Here is a 24,654-nt window from a genome sequence, read left to right as displayed (position 1 = left end):
ATGGCAATCCGGACCTACGTACGCGGCACCGGCAACACACGCTTCGGCCGCCTCGAGGGCAGCACGCCGCTGACGCTGATGGCGCAGGCTGCCGATGCGGCGCTGGCCAATGCAGGCCTGGCCCGCAGCGATATCGACGGCGTGCTGTGCGGCTATGCCACCACGCTGCCGCACCTGATGCTGGCCGACCGCTTCTGCGAATACGCCTCGCTCACGCCGGCCTACGCACACGGCGTGGCCGCAGGCGGTGCTACCGGCGGCGTGATGGCGATGCTGGCGCACGAGCTGGTGCGTGCCGGCCGCTGCCGCCACGTGCTGGTGGCTGCCGGCGAGAATCGCCTCAGCGGCCAGAGCCGCGACCAGTCGATCCAGACGCTGGCGCAGGTCGGCGAGCCGCATGCAGAGGTGCCCAACGGCGCCTCGGTGCCGGCCTACTACGCGCTGCTGGCCTCGCGCTATCTGCACGAGACCGGCATGCATGCCGATGCGCTGTCGGACTTTGCCGTGCTGATGCGCGAGCATGCCGGCACGCATCCCGATGCGCACCTGCGCGAGCCGCTGTCCGCCGCCGACGCGCGCGCGTCGCGCCCGATCGCCACGCCGCTGCGGCTGTCTGACTGCTGCCCGATCTCCGACGGCGCGGTGGCGGTGGTGGTGTCGGCCGAGCCCGGCGCGGGCACGCCGGTGCGCATCGCCGGCGCCGGGCAGGCGCACCGGCACCAGCATCGGAGCGCGATCGACGACGTGATGCAGACCGGCGCTGCCGATGCTGCACGGCGGGCCTTTGCTGAAGCCGGTGGCGACGCCGGCGGCATCGACTACCTGGCGGTCTACGACTCCTTCACCATCACCCTGGTCATGCTGCTGGAAGAACTCGGGCTGGCTGCGCGCGGCGAGGCGCACGCGCGCCTGCGCGCCGGCGACTTCAGCCGCGGCGGCGCATTGCCGCTCAACACGCACGGCGGGCTGCTGGCCTTCGGGCATTCCGGCGTCGCGGGCGGCCTGATGCATCTCGCGGAAGCCGCGCGGCAGCTGGCCGGCCGTACCGGCGAACGACAACTGGCGCCGCGCCACCGCGCGCTGTTCCATGCCGACGGCGGCGTGCTGTCGTCCCATGTGAGCCTGGTCCTGGAGGGCGCGCGATGACCCATCCCTACACCGATGGCCTCAATGCCGGCGTGGTGCGCTACCAGCGCTGCGACGACTGCGGCGCGTGGCAGCCGCCCGAGCGCCACGCCTGCCGTGCCTGCGGCAGCCTGCAACTGCGCTGGCACGATGCCAGCGGCTTCGCCACGGTCCACGCGGTGACCGAGATCAGCCGCGCACCGACCGAGGCCTTCCGCGCGCTGGCGCCCTACACGCTGGTCCTGGCCACGCTGGACGAAGGCCCGCGGGTAATGGGCCACGCAGAACCCGGCGTGGCGATCGGCGACCGCGTGCGCGCCGGCTTCCTGCGCTTCGGCGAAGGCACGCTGCTGCGCTTTCTGCGCGAATAGCGCGGCCGCGGTGCCCGGCCGGCGGGCGCCCTCAGCCACTTCTGCCGGCATCCACAACCGGAGACATCCCTTGGCACCGAATCCATCCCGGCGGCACGCGCTCGCCCTGCTTTCCTGGCTGGCCCTGTCCGCCCTGTCCGTTCCTGCCCCCGCGGCACATGCACAGGCGTGGCCCAGCAAACCCATCCGCCTGGTGGTGCCCTACCCGCCCGGCGGCCCGACCGACATCGTCGCCCGCGTGGTCGGGCAGAAGCTGTCCGACAAGCTCGGCCAGCCGCTGGTGGTGGAGAACCGCCCCGGCGCCGGCGGCAATATCGGCGCCGAGGCCGTCGCCAGGGCCGCGCCCGACGGCTACACGCTGCTGGTGGCGACCACCGCCCATGCCATCAACATAACGCTGTTCAGCAAGCCGGGCTACGACACGCGCAAGGACTTCGCGCCGGTCAGCCTGCTGACGCGCGGCCCGCTGGTGTTGGTGACCGCGCCCGCCACGCCGGCCGGCAACGTCGCCGAGCTGATCGCGCTGGCCAAAGCCAAGCCTGGCCAGGTGACCTTCGCCAGTTCCGGCAACGGCCAGTCCACCCATCTCGCGGCCGAGCTGTTCAACAGCATGGCCGGCACCCGCATGACGCACGTGCCGTACAAGGGCAGCGCGCCCGCGCTGACGGACGTGATGGGCGGCCAGGCCACGGTGATGTTCGACACCATGCTGTCGGCCATGCCCTTCGTGCGCGACGGCAAGCTCAAGGCACTGGCGGTCACCGGCGCCGCGCGCTCGCCTGCCGCGCCGGACACGCCCACGGTCGCGCAGGCCGGGCTGCCCGGCTACGAGGCCAGCGCCTGGAACGCGCTGCTGGCGCCGGCCGGCACGCCGCCGGCGGTCCTCAACACGCTCGGCACCGCGCTCAAGGCCGTACTGGACGATGCCGACGTGCGCGCGCGCTTTGCCACGCAGGGTTTTGCCGCCGAATGGACGGCGCCGCCCGCGACTGCGCAGTTGCTCGGCCAGGAGATCGACAAGTGGGCCAAGGTCGTCAAGGCCTCCGGCGCAACCATCGACTGATCCCTCCCGCTCAACCGCAACCTGCCTCGTCATGACTGCCACGCTCCAGCCCCTGCTCGCTCCCCACTCCATCGCCGTGATCGGCGCCTCCGACAACATCCACAAGATCGGCGGCCGGCCCACCCACTACATGAAGACGCACGGCTACGCCGGCACGCTCTACCCGGTCAATCCGCAGCGCGACACCATCCAGGGCCTGCGCGCCTATCCCACGCTGGACGCGCTGCCCCAAGTGCCCGAGCTGGCCATCATCATCGTCGCCGGCGATGCCGCGGTGCAGGCCGTGCACGACTGCGCGCGGCTGGGCGTGGCGGCGGCCATCGTGATCGCCTCGGGCTTCGGCGAGGCCGGCGCGGAAGGCCGGCGCCAGCAGGACGAGATGGTGCGCGCCGCGCGCGCCAGCGGCCTGCGGCTGGTCGGCCCCAACAGCCAGGGGCTGGCCAACTTCGGCAGCGGCGCGATCGCCAGCTTCTCCACCATGTTTATCGAGGTGCCGCCGCAGGACGGGCCGATCGCGGTGGTCAGCCAGAGCGGCGGCGTGGCGGCGATGGTCTACGGGCTGCTGCGCGCGCAGGGCCTTGGCGTGCGCCATATGCATGCCACCGGCAACCAGGCCGATATCACCGTCAGCGAACTGGCGCTGGCGGTCGCGCACGATCCGGATGTGCGGCTGATCCTGCTGTACCTGGAAAGCCTGTCCGATCCCGAGGTGCTTGCCGAGGCGGCGCGCGTGGCGCGCGCGCGCAATGTGCCGGTGGTGGCGGTCAAGGCCGGGCGTTCGCAGGACGGCCAGCGCGCCGCGGCCTCGCACACCGGCGCGATTGCCAACGAGGACCGCGCGGTCAATGCCTTCCTGTCGCGCCACGGCATCTGGCGCGTCGATGACGCACACGCGCTGGCGCGCTGCGCGCCGCTCTACCTGCGCGACTGGCAGGCGAGCGGACGCCGGCTGGTGGTGGTCAGCAATTCCGGCGCGAGCTGCGTGATGGCGGCCGATGCGGCGCAGACCTTCGGCCTGTCGCTGGCCCCGCTGTCCGACGCCACCCAGGCCGCGCTGGCCGAGCGCCTGCCGGGCTTTGCCGCCACCGCCAACCCAGTCGACGTCACCGCCGCGCTGCTGACCAACAGCGCGCTGTTCGGCGAGGTGCTGCCGGTGGTGGCGCAGGACCCAAGCGCCGACCTGTTCCTGCTGGATATCCCGGTTTCGGGCATGGGCTACGACGTGCCGCGCTTCGCCCGCGATGCCGCGGCCTTTGCAGATAGCGCCGGCAAGCCCATCGCCGTGGCGGTCTGGCAGCCGCCGGTGGCCGACGCCTTCCGCGAGGCCGGCGTGCCGACTTACGCCAGCGCAGCCGAAGCGCTGGCCGCGTTTGCGCAACTGTTGTCGCACCAGCAGCGGCTAACGCAGATCGCGGCCGAGGGCGAGCCACCCGTGCCTCCGGCGTCTGCCCTGCAGGCCAGCGCATTGCCGGGCGCTACGCTCAGCGAAGCCTCCAGCCTGGCGCGCCTGGTGGCGGCCGGCATGCCGGTAGTCGAACACTATCTCTGCCAGGACGTCGATGCCGCGGTCACCGCCTGGCGCCGCATTGGCGCGCCGGTGGCGGTCAAGGCCAGTTCGCCGCAAGTGCCGCACAAGAGCGAGCACGGTCTGGTCGCCCTGCACTGTAACGACCCCGAGGCCGTCGCCAGCGCCTTCGCCGCGCAGACGCGCACGCTGCAGGCCATGGGCGCCAGTTGCGAAGGCATCGTGGTCGCGCGCATGTCGCGCGGCCAGCGCGAATGCATGATTGGCGCACACTGGGACCCGGTGTTCGGCGCGGTGCTGGTGATCGGCGACGGCGGCAAGTATGTGGAGGTGCTGCGCGATACCGCCGTGCTGCTGGCTCCTTGCCGGCCAGCCGACGTGGAACGCGCACTGTCAGGCCTGCGCATTGCCCCGCTGCTGCGCGGCGTGCGCAACGAGCCCGCGGTGGATATCGGGGCGCTGTGCCGGCTGGCGGTACAGGTTGGCAACCTGATCCACGAAGCTGGCGGCGCGATCCGCGCGATCGACCTGAACCCGGTGATGGCCGGGCCCGAGGGCGTCGTGGTGGTGGATGCGCTGATTGAGGTGGCGAACACAGCACGCAACTAGCGACCTACGGGCATCTTCCGCTACCTAAGCCGGACTTTTCTTGCCTCCCCAAAGATACTGTATATATTTACAGTACCTGTATGGATAAACAGTGGGAGCCCGGCGATGGAACACCTCATCCGTGTGCAGAACGACTATGACCGCCAAGTGCTGGCCTGGCTGCGCGGGCGCATCGGCGATGCCGCCCTGCAGACCGCGGCGCTGCGGCTGGGCGGCCAGCGCAAGCCGTACCTGTCCACGATCTGCCGCAGCCTGGGCATCCGCCCGCCCAGCCGCAAGCAGTTCGCCGCCGAGGCGGCGCGCATGCACCGCACCGTGGGCGACACCTACCTCGCCCGCATCCGCGAGATCCTTGGCCAGCGGCCCGCCGAAGGCGCATCGGGCGGGTAAGCGGTTGCCGGCTATCGGACAGGCAAGTCCTCTGGCCCGCGTGGCCTCCGTATCATGAAGCTCCGTTGCCGTCACACCGCAGTGGGGCTTTTCCTATTGATCCCTCGCCAAGGCCGGTCGATGCCGGCACGCCGGCAACAGTTCGACGAAGCCGCCGCACAGCTGGCCCCGGCTCGCGCCGGGAATGCACCTGCCGCCCCGGGACCACTCTCTGCGCTGGCGTGCGACTGACTATCTGTTTTGTCAAGTCATTCCTCTCACGACACCCGGGCAGAAGGTCAATAGCAACAACGGTTTGCGAGCATCCAAGGCGTGGCTTCATGGCTTGACCTTGCGGTCAGGGGCCAACTAGTACAACATCCCGTAAATAGCTTGAATAATTAATTGCCTCGGATATCATGGCGGGATGAGTCGAGGCCGCCATGCAACGCCAGTGAAGTTGGCGAAGAAAGAAAGACAGGAACTACTATCGCTAATCGAGCGCAAGACGGCGCCGCAGCGAGATGTGATGCGCGCGCGAATCGCGTTGTGGGCCCACGAGGGCCACGCCAATACAGCCATTGCGCGGGAACTGGGTGTATCGGTGCAAACGGTCTGCCTGTGGCGCAAGCGCATTGCCCAGCAAGGTGCCCAAGGCATTCGCGAGGGCGAGCGCAGCGGCCGTCCGCCGCGCATCACGCACGAGGCGCGACTGCAGTTGATCGCGCTGGCGTGTGAAACGCAGGAACCTGAGGGACGGATCACGCCCACGCTCGACGAGATTGTGGAGCGCGCCGTGGAGCGTGGCGTTGTCGAGCAGATCAGCCGCAGCCAGGTGCAGCGCATTTTGCAAGCCGGCGACGTGCGTCCGCACCGGGTCCAGCAATGGCTACATAGCCCAGACCCGGCCTTTCGCGAGAAGGTCAACGGGATTTGCAAACTGTACCGCAAGGCGCCGCGAAATGCGGTGGTGCTCAGTATCGACGAGAAGACCGGCATTCAGGCCATCGAGCGTAAGCACCCAGGACGCGCACCCGCGCCGGGGCGGCTGCGTCGGCGTGAGTTTGAATATATTCGTCACGGCACCCAGGCGTTGATTGCTGCGCTGGACGTGCATACCGGACAGGTGCTGGCAGAATGCCGCGACCGGCGCACCCAGGAGGATCTGGTAGCCTTCATGGAGCGCGTGGCAAGCGCGTACCCGGGCAAACAGGTGCACGTCGTCTGGGACAACCTCAACACACATTGCGCCCGGGCCGTCTGGCAGACGTTCAACGCGCGGCACGATGGGCGGTTTCACTTCCACTTCACGCCATTGCACGCGAGTTGGGTCAATCAGATCGAACTCTGGTTTGCCCGCTACACGCGCCGGGTGTTGCGCCACGCGAGCCACACCAGCATCGCGCACCTGCGCGAACGCACCGAGCAGTTCGTCCGCGCGCACAATCAGGTGGCCCACCCGTTCAAATGGAGTTTCCGGGGCTATCCGTTGCAAACCGGCGCATCGTAATCGAGGATCCAAATGCCAGCCTTACCCACCAAACATTACGCTGCCAAATTGCAGCAGCAACTGCGCAGCCTGCTCGGCCACGAGCAGATCATCACACAAGCCTACGGGCGTCACCTGCTGATCAAACGTCTGGACGACGAGGAGCCGACCGTGGTGGCTCGGCTGACCGAGCTCGGCCGCAATCGCTATGGTGCCGCCTTTCGCAGCCATAGTGGGCGTTGGGAACCGTTGCCAGGCGCAGGCTCGCTCGACGAGATGGCCGAGTTGGTTGTCACGCTCCTGCAGCCGTATTTTCAGCCCGATAATTATTAAAGCTATTTACAGGATGTTGTACTAGGAGTCAGTAGAAGAAGGTTGTAGCCCCCCCGCGCATCGTGTTACGCCCGAATGGTGAAACTGGGATAAGCAGGACAGAGGAAATCGACTTCGCCACAGAGAACGACAGCCATTTCGTTTCCGCAGTATTGCCCATGGCGTACCGCTCCAGCCCGACCTTTCCGATCGGTGCCCATCCAATAGGGCGCCCGCCTGCTGACCACGATCCTCGGTGTTAGTGACTTGACCGCTCAGGCCCTGTTGGCGGAGATCGGCCTCGACATGACGCGCTTTTCCGATGCCGGCCACCTGGTGTCCTGGGATGGCCTGTGCCCGCGCAACGACGAGAGCGCCGGCAAGCGGCGCAGCACGCAGGTGCGCAAGAGCGGCACCTGGCTCAAGATCGCTTTGATGACGGCTGCCTGGGCTGCGGTACGGGTCAAACCAGCAATCTGCGCGCCCAGATCCTGCGCATCAAGGACCGCCGCGCGCCAAGAAGGCCATTCTCGCAGTGGCCGCCTCCATGCTCACCGCCGCTCACCACATGCTTTGCGATGACGTTGAGTATGTTGACCTTGGCCCCGATTTCCCACTCAATCATCAACAGGTCGCCCAAATCCACGTGGTTAAAGGGATTGCCTGAGATCGACTTCAGGCCTTACCGTCGCTTTTACCGTCAACCGCGCAGGGCATTTGCTGGCGCGGGAGATGGAGCGATTTGCGGGGTGACAACTCTGGCGACGCCATTGTCAATCAACTAATAGAATACAGAAAGTCCAGCGCCCTGTCCGCTCGCCACCGACCGTGGGTTTACTTACGCAGGCCTCACCAGCGCTTCGACTGCAGTGACCGTTTTTCCCAGCCTCAAGCAAGGCTGGGCCAGTCTCATTCTGAACCGCCCGCCCCTAGCCGGACGTCCAGCCCTAGTTCTTGCGTCAGCGTTTTGACGCTCGCCATGTTCTCCTGCAGCTCGACCTGGAGTACCGCAACCACCTGCTGCTACTGGGCTATGCCGATTGGGAAAACGAGTTATGTGTTGGGCCAGCGTTGCCCCCAAGTCCCGCTCGGTCGCGTCGCCACATAGGCTCAAAAAATCGAAGACGTAAGGATTTCGCGTGTCACCCGCGCTAAATCAGACTGCGGCGACGGCAACTGGGCAGCAGTTGTTTGGTGCCTGCGCCGCCCGGTCTATCAAGCCGCTGCCGATCTGCGCTAAGCGTATTGAGGTACCAGCCTTGCGCTAGCTCCTGCTGCGCATACCACCTTTCTTGGGTTATTCAAGACGACTTGATTCGCAAATCTTTATCACGTAAAAAATCCAGACCGAAATTCGAACTATTAAGACATAACAGGAATGAATATCCATGGAACGCTCGCGGGGATCATTCCGTCCAAATCATAGGACTCAAGGCCGAGGGTACCCAAACAGAGCGATGACCCCGGCTTGCAGGACTTACGCTTCCCTCCTCCAAATAGACAGCAGAGTATGAAATCAGGCATGTCACGCAGCAGGATCGTGGCGGCTGCATCTTTGGCAGTCTGCTTCGTGTCGCCCCAGACAGCTTCGGCCTCTGGTGTGACGGACGCCCACCGTCGTTCCACTTACTCTGCCGTCACCCATTGGGCGGCGGAAGTTGGCTACGCGGCCATCTGGCGGCCGCACACACACTGCCGGCAAGGTGCCGGACCATTCCATTCCGTCACGCGAGGTGCATGAGGATATCTGGGTTGGGTTGGAGGCACAGGTGAGGGGCACCGCGCACGGACGCGTCAACATGTACTGCACTCCACCTTTGGAATTCCAAATCGAAGCGACCATCGATGATCGCATGCCTCTGGTCTGCGTGATCGGGCGCCTTATCCTGCGACGCCGTGTTGTTCCACACCCCCTTAACTCGAGAGACCCTAGAACGCTTGATCCGTGAGTCTTCATCACATGAAACGCCAGATTGATATTAAAAGCATTCAAGTAGATATGAATAAATATATATCGAACTCACTCGACCAGCACCCGTCAATACAAATGGAAGAAATTTCACGACATTTCACGATGTTGTGAATGCACTTCAGTTTCCACATCTGAAGTGCCAGCCTCAAAAGTAGTTGTTTTGCAAATATTTTTTTACTAGGAGAGTAAAATGAATCCTGTATCGATTCAACCCGCCAAAATCGTCGCCTATGGCTCGTTTCTGGCCGTCATTCCATCCAAGAAATCGTCTCCCGGTGATGGAATCTTTGGTCGCGGCGTGAAAGGCATGTAAAGCAGCGCTTTATGCGGCGCGCGCTTAGGCGTCGTCGGGCGCGCACCTCGCAAACGCTCTCCCGGTTGGCATTCATGTCGTACAAGCACTCGACTAAACAAGACTCAATATGGTTGTATCCGAACGAGTCCCTCGAATTCGTTTCGCTTGATGGCGAGACGATCTTCTATAGCGAGACAAAGAAAAGGTATTTTGGTGTGTCCGGGATAGCGGCCGAGATCTTGACGATTTCTCGAAGATTTCGCGCAGGATTACGCCCGGACGACCTCATCGATGAGATTGCGGGTGGCCGGTCACTGGGGGACGACGATAGGCAATTGATCTTGGACGGCGTCGCCGCATTAATCGATCTGGGTGCCCTTTATGAAAAATGACGGCGCGTACGTCTTTCTTGCCCATAGCCTCGTGCGAGCCATGCTGCTCAGCCAGCCGATCAGCGACGCCCATCTCGGCATTTTCAAATCGATTTTCCCCGGTGCGGTCAGGGGCGAGTTCGCGGGCGCAGTCGGCCATATCGACCGGTCTTATCTTCAGGAAGTCTGCGATTTCATCTACCGACCCGACCTGCTCGAAATTGGCGGTGCGTCGTGCTATTCGGCCAGCATCGTCGTTCAAGCCCTGGCATTTTTGCATGGCATTCCGAGCGACATGGTGATCGGCGTTAAAAGGCAGGATGAGAAGATCGTCGGACATGCGTGGGTCGAATTGTGTCGCGAGGGATCGAGGCCGGAGATCGTCAATCCAGGGGGCACGGATTTGAACGACTATCGTGCACTGGCGCGCATGAATCCTGAAACGGCCGTCACGGGATGGGTTGCCTCGATATGAAACTCTGGACGGTAGTAGTGAACGGCGCGACTGCGGACGTCGACGCCTACATCGATGACCTACTCGATGCGTTGGCCGATGTCCAGGTCGATAGCGCGAAGAGGATGACTCGCAGCTGGGCGACATTGATCGAGATGGACGTCCGCCTGTGCGAAGCCGAATGTCGGTGCCTTCGATGGGTCGAGACGTCGGGCGGCGACACTGCCTATAGCGGTTGGTTACGCGACCTGGGCAGCGGTGCGCTCTATTCGGCATTCCGGAAAGACGCGCTTCCGCTTGATCCGTCGAAATGCGCCGTGCTCGGAGAGTTCAGCTATGCGTCGGTCCGGCCGGATCGCGTGATCTTGATGACCGACCACTATGCGACGCACCCGATTTACTACTGGCGCGGCAAGAGTGGGCAATGGGTGGCAAGCAACGATCTGAGGCTGCTCTTGCTGTGCCGCCTCGTGCCGCTAGAAATCAGGCGCGACTCGTGCATGGAGCACCTGACGCAATCCGTCATGGTGGGGGAAAACGAATTGGCTGGCGGAGCGACATTCTTCTCAGGGGTGCTGAAGATGCCGGTGGACAGCGTACTGAGCATCGACAGAACGGGACGGGCGTTCGGGCTGACGCCGGCGCGCGAGGAAGCCGCTTTCCGGCTCGACGGCACGATCTCCCGCCGTGAAGACTTCGAGCAGGCGTTTCGTGCTCGCCTGGATGCCTGTGTGCTCGACCGCATCGAGGCCGGCGCGAGCGGAATCTTGTTGAGCGGCGGCGTTGACTCCAATACTGTCCTCGGTGCGAGCCTCTCGACACGCAGACGCCCCGCGCCCTTCTGCGCCACCATGGGCTTCAGGGATGGCGATCTCGCGATGAGCCAGGACGACAAGCTCGTCGAGGCGCTGGTTCGGCACTGCGGCGTTCCTCACCGGTTCATCTACGCCGACGATTTCCTGCGTCTGCCGACGCTGGATGATGCCTGCGCCTATGTCGATGGGCCCGACGCAGCCGCCAATCCGCTCGCCAAGGAAGCCTGCGCACGTGTGTTCCAGGATCACCACGTCTCGCTCGTCATGACGGGCGAAGGGGGAGATGCCATTCTTGGCGAATCGATGCATCCCTGGATTCTCGATTCGATTCGCGAACATGACGGGATCGAAGCGCTCCACAAGTACGTGACAGAAAACCTCGGCGTTCGAGCCTTCTCGCGAGCTTACTTTCGTAAGGTGCTGACCTCGCTGTCGCCCCACCTTGGGAGGCACGAGTGGCTTGAGAAGGAATCGGCCGAAAGGTACGCGAAACTGCCGGATTACCTGGGAGAGCGCCTGCGCGAGGCGGTGCAGCGTCATGCGCACTCCGGAAACGGGCACGTAAGGCATTCGCAAACGCGATACTTGGGCCAAGACTATATCAAGGCGATGCTCTATCCGCGGGCGACCTACTTCGACACTTTGAATCTCTACTGCACCCACTCCCATCCGTTTCTCGACCCGCGGATGATCTCGTTCGCACTCGCGTGTCCACCGCATCTTCACCACGACTACAGGCGCCTGAATCGCGCGAATCCCTACGCGACGTCAAAAATGCTGGCGCGAAACGCCTATCGCGATGCACTGCCGGCTTTCGCGGCGGAGAAAACGAGCAAGACGAGCTATGCGCCGATGGCGCGGCGAATGTTCCACAATAGCGCGAGGTCACTGCTGCGCTTGGCCGATCGGTCGATGATTCTGAATGACTGGGGGCTCATCGATCAGGTGCGCCTCCGCCGCCATCTGATGGCTTATATTGTCGCGACGGAAGACCCCAACACCCAGCTTGGCACTCAGTATCACTACATTCGCGGTGTGACCGACCTTGAGGCTTGGCTCGTCAAATTCTCCGGAGCGCGGCCTTCCGTCGTCAAGCATTTGAAATTCCGTCCAGCCCGCTCCCTTGCGGGCTAAGTGAGTCCCAATGCAAGCTTGGGAGATCTTGCGCAATCTCGGCGATACACTGTCACTACTGTGGCGAGCGGCGCCACGAACACTGTGCCTCGCCATTGCGTCGAACCTCATCGTCGGCGTCATACCGAGCGTGCTGCTCTATATCAACGCGCAGTTCATCGAGCGACTGACGTCCAACGCAGCCGTAGCCGCTGTCATGACGCTCGTCATCGCCTACTTCATACTTGGCGGCTTTCACGATGGCTTGAATGCGATATCGAGCTTCATCGTGGACACGCTTCGAGATTCGGCCCGCATTCTGCTGAAGCGGGAGGTGAATTCGATCGTCGCGACGTTTCCGAATCTCAGCATACACGAAGACGCCGATCTGCGCGAAACGGCGATCCTCGCGACTGACGCGAGCGACCAGATTGGCGACCTTGTCCTGCATCTGTATGCAGTGTGCGTCGGGACCGTGATGATCGTTCCTATCCTGCTTCTGACGGCGCAGACGGCGTGGTGGATTCCCATCCTGATGTTGGCCGGTATGGTGCCGACCGTCTTGTTCCGCGCGCGGGCCGAGCGCGAAAGCTGGGATGTCCAGGAGCATCATGCGGCGACGTTCAACGAGCTGCGCATCCTTGAGCGGATTCTGACGCAGCCCGAATTCGCCAAGGACTTGCGCATCTATCGAATGCAGGAGCGCCTGCTGGACACGTGGCAGGGTCTGTATGACAACTATCTCGAGACCATCAAGCGAGTCCGCACGCGCAACGCGCTCAAGCTCGCCGCGACGTCGCTGACGGCGAGCGTCTGCATCGGTCTACCGCTTTATGTCGTCATCGACGGATTCCAGATCGGCAAGTTCAGCATCGCTCAGCTCGCATTCCTGCTCGGAGCGCTCGTTCAGTTGAAGGACGGGTTGGCCGCGATCATTTACAACATCGGCGATCTGTTACGCGTTTCCTATGCCATTCGCCCATTCCGCAAGTTGATCGCCCTTCACGCTGCGGAGCAAAAGCCGGCCGCCGCCCCTGCTCGCCCGACGCCGCCAGTGCGCGAAACGTCGGTGGCCGCGCCGTGCGTGACGTTGCGCAACGTGGGTCTGCGATACCGCGATGCCGAGCGCTCGGCCCTTGATCATATCAACCTGGAGATTCGCGATCGAGAGGTCGTTGCGATCGTAGGCGAGAACGGTGCCGGTAAGACGACCCTGCTCAAATTGTTGAGCGGGCTCTACGAGCCGACGACGGGCGAGCTGGCGTGGTCGGCGGCCCAGCATCCTCCGCGTGTGGTCGGCGTGTTTCAGGACTTTTCGCGCTTTCCACTCGACGTGCGCGAGAACCTCGTCGAGCACGACATGCGGCAAGCCCACGAGTACCTGAAGGCAGTTGGCCTCGAGTTCCTCATTCGCCACCCGGGTACGCCTTTGACCACCGAGATGGCAGGCGGATTCGACTTATCAGGAGGGCAGTGGCAAAGGCTAGCAATCGCACGTGCAATGGCGCATGCCGGCGAGGCCGACCTGCTCGTTTTCGACGAACCCACTTCAGCGCTCGATCCGGAATCCGAGGCGGATATCATGCGGCTCATTCTCGAGCTCGCTGAGCAACGGACGACCGTCATCGTCAGCCACCGCCTCGCGTTGACTCGTTTCGTTGATCGCATCGTCGTACTTGACAACGGCCGTCTCATTGAGGAGGGGTCTCACGAGGAACTCATCGCGCGAAACGGGAAGTATGCGCGGATGTTTCATAGTCAAGCCATGTTCTATCAGGAGAGCGTGCCCGAGGGACCCATTGCAATACGCCGGTTTGATGTGCTAACGGGGAGGAAGTCGAAGAGATCGGACCGATGACGCCCCCACTGAATTCGTCTCGGAAACGCGTGTTCAGGCGGCCGTACCATCCGTTCGATGCGATCCTGTCTGCCGAATCTGCGAGACATGCATCAAGAATTTGGCTGTGCAGGAAGTCCTGACGACTTCGACGCCATCCTCGTCCAGCCGCCCTGATTTAGAGTTGGGGCGCGAACGGTCATCCGCGCGATGACCGTAGGTGCCACCAGCATGAACGAGCAGTCCGTTGGCTACAGTAGCCAGGGCCCGGCCGCGCTTGACCCGGACAACAAGCCGGACTTCTGCTCGATCACGAATTTCACCGGCTTCTCCACAAGCGATGACGGTACCTCGGCGGCAACCCCGATCGCGGCGGGCGTGGTGGCGTTGATGAAGAAGGCCAAGCCATCATTGACGCAGGATGAGGCCAAAGGCCCTGAAAGCCACCGCAAAAGGCTCGGCCTGGTTGGCTTCGATCAGCACTCGGGTGCCGGGATCATCCGCGCGAAGGCTGCCTACGATGTCGTCGCGGTTCCTGCCGAGTAGCACGGATGGGAATCCCAGGGCGGATTCTGCACGGGTGGTGGCGGCGTTTCGTCGCCCACGTCCCCTGCAGCCAGCACGCCAACCGTTGCATCAACACAAGTCGCGAGAAGTCATCCTCCGGCATTTTACTTGATAGCCCAGGGCGGCGGCCGTCCATTGTGTCGCGGTCCACACGCAGGCGATCACGATGCCGAGTACAGCGGCAATCTGGCCAAGCAGCACGCCTTGACCTTCCATCCTTGTCTCCGCCCTCTCTTGCACAGACACCTCGCAAAATCGGCACGACGTCGTGCCTCAGGCATGAGGTTGGGTTCTCACCAAGGACCGGTCAAAGACCGTTATCGGAACAAAGGTCGAGAAAAAAGCAAGAATTCGCGCCTGGGCGAACACCGATGCAATACCGCAGGCGGAAGCGTGCCGCAGCGTACAAAGCAAAAAAGCGGATGAATCGTGGCGAGGTGCCAACGATCAGAATCTGGGAGACCCCTTCGGGGGAGTATACGGCGTCTTGCCGTCGCCAAAAAAACGCCGATTGGTCGCCTCGGCGGCGCGATTACAGAGCTCATCGCCAAGCCTTGCGCGATCCGTCTTGCATTGCTGGCGCAGTTCGCTGAGTCGCTCAGGATTCGCGGCCAAGGATTCGACCGTGTCCGGCCCAGCACGACCGCAGGCCACTAAAATGAGAGCGAACAATGCCGATGTGGTCCTCTTCATAGCTCGACGTCCTCCTCGACGTCAGATCGGGAATCGAAGAAGGGTTCGACACATGCCTGAGAATCGATAGCGCTGGCCCGCTCGATGAAGCGAGCCAAGGTCTCTGATGGCTCTGCATCCAGATGCAGCAGATAGGTTGTGACCATGGGCACCTGCCCCGCCAGCGGCCGCGCCACCACCCCCGACTCTCTGCTCGCGAAAATTTGTGACGCGCCGGTCAGGCCCAATGCAAGGCCGGCAGATACCAACGTCATCATCAAGTCGAGCGATGAAACCCGGTCCGCGACCAGCGGCTCCTGATCCAGTCGGCGCAGCAAACGATCGACCAGACGAGCATGCCCCTCGCACGCTTGCGGATCGAAAAGCACCAACGGATAGCGCAGCAGTTCTTCCGGTGGAATAAGTCTATAGGCAAGTAACGGATGACGTGGCGGAACCGCCACCACCAGAGGCTCGCTCCAAAGGGGATGCACGATGATGCCATCGCCAACTTCGTTGGCTAGGGAGAATCCGACGTCGTAAAGACCATCATGCAGTCCCCTGATCTGCTGCGACAACGGCGCTTCGAAAAGCCGAACCTCAACCTCTGGGTCCTCCTCCCGCCACAGCGCAAGCAATGCTGGTAGACGTGATCGAGCGCAACAGTCGGACAAGACGATGCGCAACTGGTCGTGAAAACCATTAGCGACTGCCTGCACGCTGTCGCGCGCGCGCTCCACAGCGGCGAAGATGCTCGGCACGTGTTTCAGGAACAGCTGACCAGCACGAGTTAGCCGCGTACTACGGGTGGTGCGCACGAAGAGCTGCACCCCTAGCTCTTCTTCCAACTCCCTGATGGCACGAGATAGTGGCGACTGCTCGATATGCAATCTCTCGGCCGCCCTTGTGAAATGAAGCTCTTCTGCAACGGCCAGGAAGCACTGCAAATGACGCAGCTCCATCCTAGCTCTCACTGACCTGCTACGCATGCGCTCTCCCGCCGGGTGAGGCATTCGGATAGAAGCGATTCATCAGGGGCCGATAGTACTGATCTTCATGCATGGGGCACCTCTTAATAAACGAGCAAAGGCGGCCGCCAGATATACAGTCGACCGCGATATAGTCCTCAGGAAGGAGGAACCGAGGTCGGGCCTCCGCTTTGACCTGACTCATCGCGCCTCAAGGACGCACCAATGACTTGAGCTTCGGTCGATCCGCCATATGACGCTGCAAACGCTAGAGGTCCCGATTGAATGAAGTATTTTTCCCTAATCGGACAGTCCGGCTCTCAAGCGGAAATTTGAACCCCCTGTCTTCAGGGCAGCCCACCGAAACAGAATCCTGCGATACGCATAATTCTGTCCTCACTGAGCACTCATTGCGATCGCGCACCACCCCACCCAAATTGCCGACATACGACAAAATTTGACCTAGATGCTCGACGTTGGATGCAGATCGATCTCCGGTCAAGCAAGGTAGCTGAGAAGGAACGTTACTCATACTCTCACGAAGATCGATTCCTTTGATTACTCATCTACCTTTTGATTCGGAATATTTCATCACATGAAAAATAAAGACAGAAATCGAAATCATTTAGACTGAACGGGAATAAATATCTCGACTCAGTGGAGGATCATTCTGTCAGCTCGTAGGATTCAAGGCCAAGATCAATAAAGTATCAAGAAGCGCTGGCGTCAGCTTTAAGGACTTATGTTTCTCTTCTCCGAATAGACAGCAGAGTATGAAATCAAGCATGTCACGTGGCAGGATCCTGGCGATTGCATCTTTGGCAGCCTGCTTCGTGTCGCCCCAAAACGCTTCGGCCTTTGGTGTGACAGACGCCCACTGTCGCTCCACTTACCTTGCTGTCACCCATTGGGCGGCGGAAGTTGGCTACGCGGTCATCTGGCAGCCGCGAACCACTGCCGGCACGGTACTGGACTTCCCCGCTCCGTCACGCGAAGTGCATGAGGATTTCTGGGTTGCGGTGGAGGCACTGGTGAGCGGCGCCACGTATGGACACGCCAACATGTACTGCATTCCACCTTACGAGTTCCAAATCGAGGCGATCATCGACGATCGCATGCATCTGGTCTACGTGATCGGGCGCCCTACCTTGCGACGCTGTGTTGTTCCACACCCCTTAACTCGATAGATCCAAGAACGGTTGATCCATGAATCTTCATCACATGAAACGCCAGATCGATATTAGAAATATTCAAGTACACGTCAACTACTTCGGCCTGAAGGCCGGAGCTTGAAATGCGACTGACAAGCTCGGGTTGACCAGGCAAAGCGGCAACCAACCCGCTACGTTGCGAATAGGTTCAGGACCGACGTTGGGATCCTTCACTTAGTCCCAACCTCTCGAAGCCCCGGTTGCAGACAAGCGACAGGGTAAGCACGAAACGGATCGGGGCAGATCGCCGGTTCGCAACATTGCCGAAGGGAGACTTCCCGCAAGGGAGGCGTAACCAGGCCCGTAAGGGCAACCATATAGGAGAGATTGCCGATGGCAGTCTTTGTGTTGGACAGGCACAGCAGGCCGCTGATGCCGTGTAGTGAGAAGCGGGCGCGATTGCTGCTCGAGCGCCGCCGCGCACGGGTGCATCGACTGATGCCGTTCACAATCCGGCTGACCGACCGGCGCCTGAATGACTGCGAACTCCAGCCGCTGCGCCTCAAATTGGATCCGGGCTCCAAAGAGACCGGGGTGGCTATCGTTCGTGAAACGATTCACGATACCGACGGCACAAGGACTGCGATCGTGCTTTCACTGGCCGAGATCGTTCACCGCGGCCGTCAAATCAGCGAGGCGTTGACAGCCCGCCGATCAATGCGGCGTGCCCGTCGCGGGCGCAAGACCCGCTACCGCGCTCCCCGCTTCGACAACCGGCGCAAGCCAAAGGGCTGGCTTGCGCCGAGTTTGCGTCACCGTGTCGACACGACCGCAGCGTGGGTGCGCCGCTTCATCGAACTCGCGCCCATCACTGCCCTGAGCATGGAACTGGTGCGATTTGACATGCAGGCGGTGGAAAATCCCGAGATTTCCGGCGTCGAGTACCAGCAGGGAACTCTACTTGGCTACGAGGTCAAGGAGTATTTGCTGGAGAAGTTCGGCCGGATCTGCGCCTACTGCGATGCTTCTGACCGCCCCCTGGAAACGGAGCACATCGTCGCCAAAGCCAACGGCGGATCCAATCGCATCTCCAACCTGACGCTCGCTTGCCGGCCGTGCAACGAGAAGAAGGGAAAACTACCGCTAGAGATCTTCCTGCGCAAGGACCCCGAGCGCGCCAAGCGGATCCTGGCTCGCGCAAAAGCACCGCTGCGTGACGCCGCCGCCGTGAATGCTACCCGCTTTGCGCTTCTGGATGCTCTGAAATCCTGCGGCCTCTCGGTTGAAACCGGGTCCGGCGGACAGACGAAATACAACCGCCGGCGTCTCGAAATTCCCAAGTCTCACGTGCTCGATGCCGCCTGTGTTGGGGAAGTACATGCCGTCCTCGATTGGCAACGGTCGGTGCTACGTATCAAGTGCACCGGGCGCGGGAGTTATCAACGCACCCGACTTACCGCCCATGGATTCCCGCGCGGGTATCTGATGCGAAACAAGCGCGCGTTCGGGTTTCAGACTGGCGACATGGTCAAGGCAATCGTTCCGACCGGCAAGAAGACCGGAACTTATGTTGGCCGGGTCGCCATTAGGGCGACTGGCTCCTTCAACATCCAAACTGCCGCTGGCGCCGTGCAGGGCATTTCCCACAAGCACTGCAAAGTCATCCAGCGCGGCGACGGATATGGATACCAATTCGTAGCGCAAACAACAAAGGAGAGCGAGAAAGGGGCGACGCTTCGCGTCGCGCACTATCCCTCCCCGGCCTGACTTGCCTTTACCCACATCTCGATAGGAAAGGTTGTAAACCGGATTGGACGGTGTTAACTTCGGGTGAAGTTGACAATCAGTGGTGGCAATTTTGCCTGATACGGAAGATCTGGAAGACTGGGCCAGCGACGAATTCGGTGGCGCTCAATTGGGCGATGCACGTCGCACGCAGCGCCTTGTGGCATTGGCGGCGGACTGGCGCAAAAAGCCCATGTTTCGTTCCCGCAGGCCTTGAGTGGTGCCCAACTCAAGGCAGCATATCGCTTCTTTGATAATGAGGCGGTTGACCCGGACGGAATACTGGCGAGCCACGTCACTCAAACCGTGGGTCGCATGCAGCAGGTGCCTGTCGTATTGGCGGTGCAGGACACCACGGAATTCAATCTGGCAAATTTGCCCGCGACTGAGGGACTTGGTCACGGCACGGGCGGCAATTTGCACGGATTCATGTTGCACAGCGTGCTGGCGGTGACGCCTGAGGGCCTGCCACTGGGCGTGTTGAGCATGAAGACGTGGGTGCGTGCGCCGCAAGCATCGGGCAAGGCCAGGCAGCGCCGGGCGCTGTCCATTCGCGAGAAGGAAAGCGTGAAGTGGCTGGAGGGGCTGGAATGCCTTGAGCCGCTCAAGATGCAGTGTCCGGACACGCACCTTGTTGCCGTCAGCGATCGCGAGGGCGATGTGTATGACGTGTTCCTGGCGCCGCGCCCAGCGGGGGTGGACTGGTTGGTGCGGGCCGCCTGGAATCGGGGCGTGGACCACCCAGAGAAGTATCTGTGGGAGACGGTTGCCGCGGCTCCTGTACTTGGGGAGACCGTACTGCACGTGCCCAGGTCCGGCGCCAGGCAGGCACGTAGTGCCCGACTGGCTTTGCGCTGTGTGCCGATCCAACTGCGAGCGCCGCGCAGCCGCGGTGCAGAGGGGCTACCGAGTCTCGAAGTGTTTGCCATTCACGCGCTGGAAATCGAGCCGCCCGAAGGCGTTGAGCCGCTCGAATGGATGTTGCTCAGTTCGATGCCCACCCAAACGCTGGAAGATGTGCTCGAACGGCTGAGCTGGTACGCCCGTCGCTGGACCATTGAATCCTGGCATCGTGTCCTGAAAAGTGGCTGCCAGATCGAAGCCCGGCAGTTCGGGACGCTGGAGCGGTTCCTGCGGGCCACGGCGCTGTTCGCCGTAATCGGCTGGCGCATTTTGTACGCGACTATGCTGGGCCGACTCGAAGCCGATATCCCTTGCTCGGTGCTACTGCAATCGCTCGAATGGCAGGCCTTGTACTGCCGCACGCACGGCACAACCAAGCCACCGGAGCAGGCACCCAAACTCAGCGAAGCGGTCCTTTGGATCGCCAAGCTCGGCGGCTACCTGGGTCGCAAAAACGACGATCCCCCCGGTGCTACTGTCCTCTGGCGCGGCTTCCTCGTTTTGCACGAAATCACCGAAATGTATCGGATCTTCCAGAAAAACGAGTAAGCCGCCGGAAGTTGTGGGTAAAGGCAAGCCGGCCTGAAGGCCGAGGTTTCTCGCGCAAACTGATGAATAAGTATCTACCGAACTCGTGCGACCAGTAGTCGTCAATACATAGGTCTTACAAGGATGTTCTAAAAGGCCTTATCCGGAATTCCCGCGTACAGTCGCCCCCCTCCGTAAGAAAAAGGCAAAATCAGCGCCTGACGACATCAAGCATCACCACATTTTCGGGAAACTCCTGTGAGCAGCGTCGACGACGGGTTCGAGGTGTCCCGTGTTCGCTTCGCGGCGGTGAGCGACTTGCGCTTCCATGCAGGCGTGCGTGGAACGTTCGCTGAGCGCTGGAGCGGTTGGCGACGAAGCGCACTTCTTCGTGCTATGCGGTGACTTGGCCCTGAAAGGCCCTTGCTTGAGGGGCCGCATCTCGCTGCCGAGATCGTCCTATGTTCGACCGAGCGGGCCACAGAAGCCCGAGTCCACCTCAGGTCCAAGCTGGTGCAAGCATCGTCGGTTCCTCATTGGCCAACGAGCGGCCCGGTCCATCTGCTGCCTAGCTTCGCCAAACCAGCCCTCGGTTTCACGGCGCTGCTAGAGCCGGGAATCTTTGTTCGTAAGGAGCGCGCCGTGGCTGCGTTCAGCCGTCGACTGCGTCAGGTAGCAAGAAATGAATGAGTCATTCAACATACAAGATCTCGTCCTGGCGATCGGCATCCGCAAGTATGATGAGGCTACCGTCGGCGTGTTGCTGACGGGCAGCTTTGCCAGGGGTAATGCGACGCCGCAGAGCGACGTGGACCTCATCGTCAGCTCTACGGACATACAGTCCGGTGGACAGCGGATCTTCCGCCACCGCGGCAGGCTGGTCATCTTGAAGATCCAGCCCCGTGAGACGCTGACCGGGATCCTTGTCGACCCGCGGAGCGCCTGCCGGTATCTCACTGGCCTGACTCATTCCGTCCCCTTGGTCGACCACGACGGGTTCCTGCGAGACCTGCTGGACAAAGCCCGGAACTTCGAGTGGACAGACGAGCTGATCTTCAGCGCGCATCGTAAGGCGGCCTCAGAATTGATCGGCTGGCTGGAAGAAGTGCACAAGGGCGTCGCCGGGCTCGAATCCGGCGATTCCGGAAGAATGCTCCAGGCAGTCCATGGTTGCTCCTGGGGCATGTTGCGGGTCGCACAGCTGCACCTTAGGGTCCTGGAGGGCAGCGACAACACCGTCGTCGATGACATCACGGCTGCTGTGGGCTCAGCCTCCAGGTGGTCCACACTCCTGAGGACCGCCATCGGACTGACGGAGGCCCGTCTTTCCGTCCGAGTCAAGGCAGGTCTCGAGCTATTTTGCGCCACCGCGAAGCTTGCCGGGTCGTCATTCCTGCCGGATGAGCTGCGGATGCTCGAACCGAGCCTGGCACAGGTCCAGGAATTCCTGGCTTCTCGTTCACGCCACTGGCGGACTAACCAACAGTAGCGGATGTTCACTAAAGCCCCTTCTTCCCGTGGGCCAGCGGGCTCGGATCTCAGGTGACGTCATGTCCGCCTGGAACGCATTCAGGTACAGTGGCCCGGTCAAAGTGGCACGTGCGCGTAGTTCCAGGGTCTGGGCGGAAGAGACCGCGAGATGTTGGACTGGATTATGGGCTGGGGATCGCTCCTGCTAGGCCGCACCCCGCCGTTCGCCCGCTCCGCCATACGGAAAGCTGACGAAGGCGTATTCGGCTTCCAGTACGAGACCTCCGACAACGAACGACTGGCAGCGCGGCTCGCGACCCTGATCCCGGGTGCCGAGGGGACGCGCTTCGCCAACTCCTGGACGGAGGCGACCCTGCACGCCCTCCGTGTTGAAAGGTTCGTTACCGGCCGCCGGAAGATTTTCGAGTTAGAAGGCCATTTCCACCGGGCTCAACGACCACCTCCTGTTCGGCGTGGATGGAGGCACCCCGCTGGGTGAATCCATGGCCGGCGGGACAATCGAACCCGTCTCCGGCAGCCGCGGCCTTCCGGAGGTCGCCTTGAAGGATTTGGTCGTGGTAGTGCCCTTCAATGCTGTGTCGGCCGTCGAACGTGTATTCGAGCTGAATCGAGGCAGATCGGCCAGATATGCGTCGGCAGCGAACGATGCATCCGCCGCTGAGGTCCCGATATGCCCTCCATTGCTCTGGACAATTGCATACCCCTCTGCACGAACGCCCGAACCGCTCAACACCACGCCCTGAATCTACCTGAATAGCGAGAGAAGGCGAAATCGTGGCGTTTACCTTGCAGTACGTCGGGATGCTTGCCGTTGCGTCAACCATCACTGCCGCTGTGATCAGATCCAGATTGAAGTCGAAATCATTCGGACCGAATAGGAATAAATATTCCCGGAACTCACTCGACTTCCATTTTGTCAATTCGTAGGACTCACTGGACCACATGAGGCACTGGCCTCCTAATGCAATTGCAAGTCATACTTTCGGATTCGTTCTGTACTATTTTCTCCCATCCCGTAGTAGCTACCTTGAACTAGATGAATGAAGCATGTCAACAATGATGACTACCGAAAATACCGAAACTTCACATTCCGAGAATAAATTCAGCAAACGCATCAGGCTGATTGATTATATATCCCCTGAAACGGATATTTGCGGATGCCAGTTTGCTCTCATGTTTGGCAGTCGGCACGCCCAAGGCGAACTAAGCGAAGCCGCGCTGGCTCTTTTTCATGCTGGATGCTACGAAACTCTAGTCATAACGGGGGGAACAACTCGAGGCCACAGGATCAGCGAGGCGAGCGAAATCGCCGATAGGCTGATTTCCTCCGGCTTAAGCCGGGCGCGCATCGTACTGGAAGAAGAATCATCTAACACTGGAGAGAATGTTCGAAATACACGTAACATGATGGATCATCGCGGCCTTCACGAACTACTTCTGATCGGAAAGATATACGCGAAGCGTCGGTACGTCATGACCATCAAGAAGCAGTGGCCTGAAATCGAACGTGTTTCGTGCGCGACAGTCAACTATTTCGGCGTCGACCGAGTTCAATGGTGGAAATCGTCATCCCTTAGATCTCGTATTCTGGAAGAAAGAAGGAAGATCAAGGATTATCTCAAGAAGGGCTACCTGTCGGAGGTCGAGGTAATTGACCGAAGCTTCAGATTGTAAGAGCCAGCCTTGGAAATACTCAATAGAGGAACTGCGATGAAAGTTGGAATCATCGGCGCTGGTCATGCCGGAATCGCGCTCGCCGCCCTGCTGCTTCGCTCCGCCAAACATGATGTGCGTATCTACTCCGCACCGGGCCATGACATAAAGATATCCACGATCCTGGGCAGCGGCGGTCATTTGCAATTTATCGACGGTCCAAATCGAGAGGAAGCTTTGCTCCGCCTGACGGATGCACAAATTGCAAATTCGATGCGGGACATCACCCAATTCTCCGATGTCATCTACAATACAACACCAATTACTGCGCACGATCGGATTTTCGAAGAAATACTTGCCCATGAAAGGTCTCGATTACGCCAATTGACCTATGTCAATCTGGGCGGCGGATTTAGCTTCTTTTCTCACCGGGTAGAACAACGTGCCGCGGGGAGCTCAGTTAATGTTGCGACGTTGCACACCCTACCCTATGCGAGCCGAGTTGACGGGGGCAGAGTGACGATACTCAACTATCGCAAGATCACAGAAATATCTTTTAGCTCTGATCCCGATTACGAGCAGGTATCGCTTCTATCTTCCCTTATCGGTGGCTCACTGAGGCTTGACGCCGACCCACTGCATATGTCCCTTGACCGGTCAAGCTATGTAATGCACCCGATCATTACCATTTTCAACATCAACAGAATCGGTGCTGGCGAACATTTCCACTTCTACAGCGATGGGTTTTGTCGGCCGATCCAGGATCTCTATTTGCGGGCTCATCACGAGCGGCAGACACTGGCTCGGACCCTTGGCTACAGAGACTTCCCATCCCCTGAAGTGCGTCTTCAAAATTTTATGGATACATATGGAGAAGATTTCAGCACGATAACCGCGCCTTCCTCTTTGCAGCATCGCTATTTAACGGAGGACATTCCATACGGCCTAGTCCCAATTGTCGATCTTGGTCACGTATTCGGAATCGATATGCCCGTATGTCGGTCCATTGTCGACCTCGGAAGTGCGATTGCTAAGTCCGACCTCTGGGACTCCCCCTACCGACTTCTCGAAAATTCCCCATTGCGCGATGAGTTCCTGCGCGGAAAAAGCATTGCAGCGGGAGCAGAAGTATGAGAAGCCGCAAATGCGTACTCATGGATCTAGATGGATCCACGCTCGTGGGCGATGAGGCGGTAGCAGAAACACTCACCCATCT

The 24,654-nt window shown here is 61.0% G+C and carries 21 protein-coding genes and 2 pseudogenes; 21 read left to right on the top strand and 2 right to left on the bottom strand.

The annotated features are described in order from the left end of the window. The 14 genes and pseudogenes from AC10V3_RS26200 (at position 1) to AC10V3_RS26135 (ending at position 14,266) form a co-directional block, all read left to right on the top strand. Entirely contained in the window at positions 1-1,146 is a 1,146-nt protein-coding gene (locus AC10V3_RS26200; protein WP_490924223.1) for a thiolase family protein, read from the top strand. Next, a complete protein-coding gene (locus AC10V3_RS26195) occupies positions 1,143-1,496 on the top strand; it encodes a Zn-ribbon domain-containing OB-fold protein (RefSeq protein WP_022538267.1) in 354 nt (117 codons plus the stop codon). Before AC10V3_RS26200 ends, AC10V3_RS26195 begins: the two co-directional genes overlap by 4 nt. A 70-nt stretch (positions 1,497-1,566) precedes the next feature. Then, positions 1,567-2,559, top strand: coding sequence for a tripartite tricarboxylate transporter substrate binding protein (locus tag AC10V3_RS26190; protein ID WP_454752965.1), 993 nt, complete (start codon positions 1,567-1,569; stop codon positions 2,557-2,559). Between the two features lie 31 nt (positions 2,560-2,590). Then, entirely contained in the window at positions 2,591-4,693 is a 2,103-nt protein-coding gene (locus AC10V3_RS26185; RefSeq protein WP_454752964.1) for an acetate--CoA ligase family protein, read from the top strand. Between the two features lie 105 nt (positions 4,694-4,798). Further along, positions 4,799-5,083 (top strand): CppA family protein, encoded by a 285-nt coding sequence (locus AC10V3_RS26180; protein ID WP_022538264.1) that lies wholly within the window; start codon positions 4,799-4,801, stop codon positions 5,081-5,083. A gap of 406 nt (positions 5,084-5,489) precedes the next feature. Next, positions 5,490-6,572 carry an IS630 family transposase gene (locus AC10V3_RS26175; protein ID WP_374063741.1) on the top strand — a complete coding sequence of 361 codons (1,083 nt, stop codon included), beginning with the start codon at positions 5,490-5,492 and terminating at the stop codon, positions 6,570-6,572. 12 nt (positions 6,573-6,584) lie between these two features. Further along, a complete protein-coding gene (locus AC10V3_RS26170; protein WP_022538053.1) occupies positions 6,585-6,884 on the top strand; it encodes a hypothetical protein in 300 nt (99 codons plus the stop codon). A 210-nt stretch (positions 6,885-7,094) separates the two neighbouring features. After that, a pseudogene (locus tag AC10V3_RS26165) lies at positions 7,095-7,467 on the top strand (transposase); the annotation flags it as partial. A 1,558-nt stretch (positions 7,468-9,025) separates the two neighbouring features. Further along, positions 9,026-9,148 carry a lariocidin family lasso peptide gene (locus tag AC10V3_RS26160; RefSeq protein ID WP_490924222.1) on the top strand — a complete coding sequence of 41 codons (123 nt, stop codon included), beginning with the start codon at positions 9,026-9,028 and terminating at the stop codon, positions 9,146-9,148. 74 nt (positions 9,149-9,222) lie between these two features. Beyond that, the gene (locus AC10V3_RS26155) at positions 9,223-9,522 is read left to right on the top strand and encodes a hypothetical protein (protein ID WP_454752962.1); all 300 of its coding nucleotides are present in this window, start codon (positions 9,223-9,225) and stop codon (positions 9,520-9,522) included. Further along, positions 9,512-9,976: a lasso peptide biosynthesis B2 protein gene (locus AC10V3_RS26150; protein ID WP_022538260.1), complete on the top strand. Its 465-nt coding sequence runs from the start codon at positions 9,512-9,514 to the stop codon at positions 9,974-9,976. Before AC10V3_RS26155 ends, AC10V3_RS26150 begins: the two co-directional genes overlap by 11 nt. Then, on the top strand, positions 9,973-11,904 hold the full coding sequence (locus AC10V3_RS26145; RefSeq protein ID WP_454752961.1) for an asparagine synthase-related protein: 1,932 nt from the start codon (positions 9,973-9,975) through the stop codon (positions 11,902-11,904). The genes AC10V3_RS26150 and AC10V3_RS26145 overlap by 4 nt, the downstream gene beginning before the upstream one ends. Before the next feature lie 10 nt (positions 11,905-11,914). Further along, positions 11,915-13,741 (top strand): ABC transporter ATP-binding protein, encoded by a 1,827-nt coding sequence (locus tag AC10V3_RS26140; protein ID WP_490924221.1) that lies wholly within the window; start codon positions 11,915-11,917, stop codon positions 13,739-13,741. A gap of 210 nt (positions 13,742-13,951) precedes the next feature. Continuing rightward, on the top strand, positions 13,952-14,266 hold the full coding sequence (locus AC10V3_RS26135; protein ID WP_490924220.1) for a S8 family serine peptidase: 315 nt from the start codon (positions 13,952-13,954) through the stop codon (positions 14,264-14,266). Between the two features lie 468 nt (positions 14,267-14,734). Here AC10V3_RS26135 and AC10V3_RS26130 read toward each other — a convergent pair whose 3' ends face one another. Further along, the gene (locus AC10V3_RS26130; protein WP_454752958.1) at positions 14,735-14,980 is read right to left on the bottom strand and encodes an EexN family lipoprotein; all 246 of its coding nucleotides are present in this window, start codon (positions 14,978-14,980) and stop codon (positions 14,735-14,737) included. Beyond that, positions 14,977-15,921, bottom strand: a complete 945-nt coding sequence (locus AC10V3_RS26125) for a LysR family transcriptional regulator (RefSeq protein WP_454752957.1) — start codon at positions 15,919-15,921, stop codon at positions 14,977-14,979. Before AC10V3_RS26125 ends, AC10V3_RS26130 begins: the two co-directional genes overlap by 4 nt. Positions 15,922-16,700: 779 nt before the next feature. Between AC10V3_RS26125 and AC10V3_RS26120 the strand changes: the two genes are divergently transcribed. The 7 genes and pseudogenes from AC10V3_RS26120 to AC10V3_RS26090 all read left to right on the top strand — a co-directional run bounded on the left by AC10V3_RS26120 (position 16,701) and on the right by AC10V3_RS26090 (position 24,572). Beyond that, positions 16,701-17,114, top strand: a complete 414-nt coding sequence (locus AC10V3_RS26120) for a hypothetical protein (protein WP_022538254.1) — start codon at positions 16,701-16,703, stop codon at positions 17,112-17,114. A 357-nt stretch (positions 17,115-17,471) separates the two neighbouring features. Then, the gene (gene iscB, locus AC10V3_RS26115; RefSeq protein ID WP_454752956.1) at positions 17,472-18,845 is read left to right on the top strand and encodes an RNA-guided endonuclease IscB; all 1,374 of its coding nucleotides are present in this window, start codon (positions 17,472-17,474) and stop codon (positions 18,843-18,845) included. A gap of 79 nt (positions 18,846-18,924) precedes the next feature. Then, positions 18,925-19,070: pseudogene (locus AC10V3_RS26110) on the top strand (IS4/Tn5 family transposase DNA-binding protein); the annotation flags it as partial. Between the two features lie 6 nt (positions 19,071-19,076). Continuing rightward, on the top strand, positions 19,077-20,315 hold the full coding sequence (locus AC10V3_RS26105) for an IS4 family transposase (RefSeq protein ID WP_490924317.1): 1,239 nt from the start codon (positions 19,077-19,079) through the stop codon (positions 20,313-20,315). Between the two features lie 661 nt (positions 20,316-20,976). After that, positions 20,977-21,783, top strand: a complete 807-nt coding sequence (locus AC10V3_RS26100) for a nucleotidyltransferase domain-containing protein (protein ID WP_454752955.1) — start codon at positions 20,977-20,979, stop codon at positions 21,781-21,783. A 1,058-nt stretch (positions 21,784-22,841) separates the two neighbouring features. Further along, positions 22,842-23,459 (top strand): YdcF family protein, encoded by a 618-nt coding sequence (locus AC10V3_RS26095; protein WP_454752954.1) that lies wholly within the window; start codon positions 22,842-22,844, stop codon positions 23,457-23,459. Between the two features lie 36 nt (positions 23,460-23,495). Then, positions 23,496-24,572: an NAD/NADP octopine/nopaline dehydrogenase family protein gene (locus tag AC10V3_RS26090; RefSeq protein ID WP_490924219.1), complete on the top strand. Its 1,077-nt coding sequence runs from the start codon at positions 23,496-23,498 to the stop codon at positions 24,570-24,572. Positions 24,573-24,654: the final 82 nt, after the last annotated feature.

This window comes from Cupriavidus sp. PB-02 (genome assembly GCF_058252315.1).
This window is presented reverse-complemented; position numbering and strand designations above follow the sequence as displayed.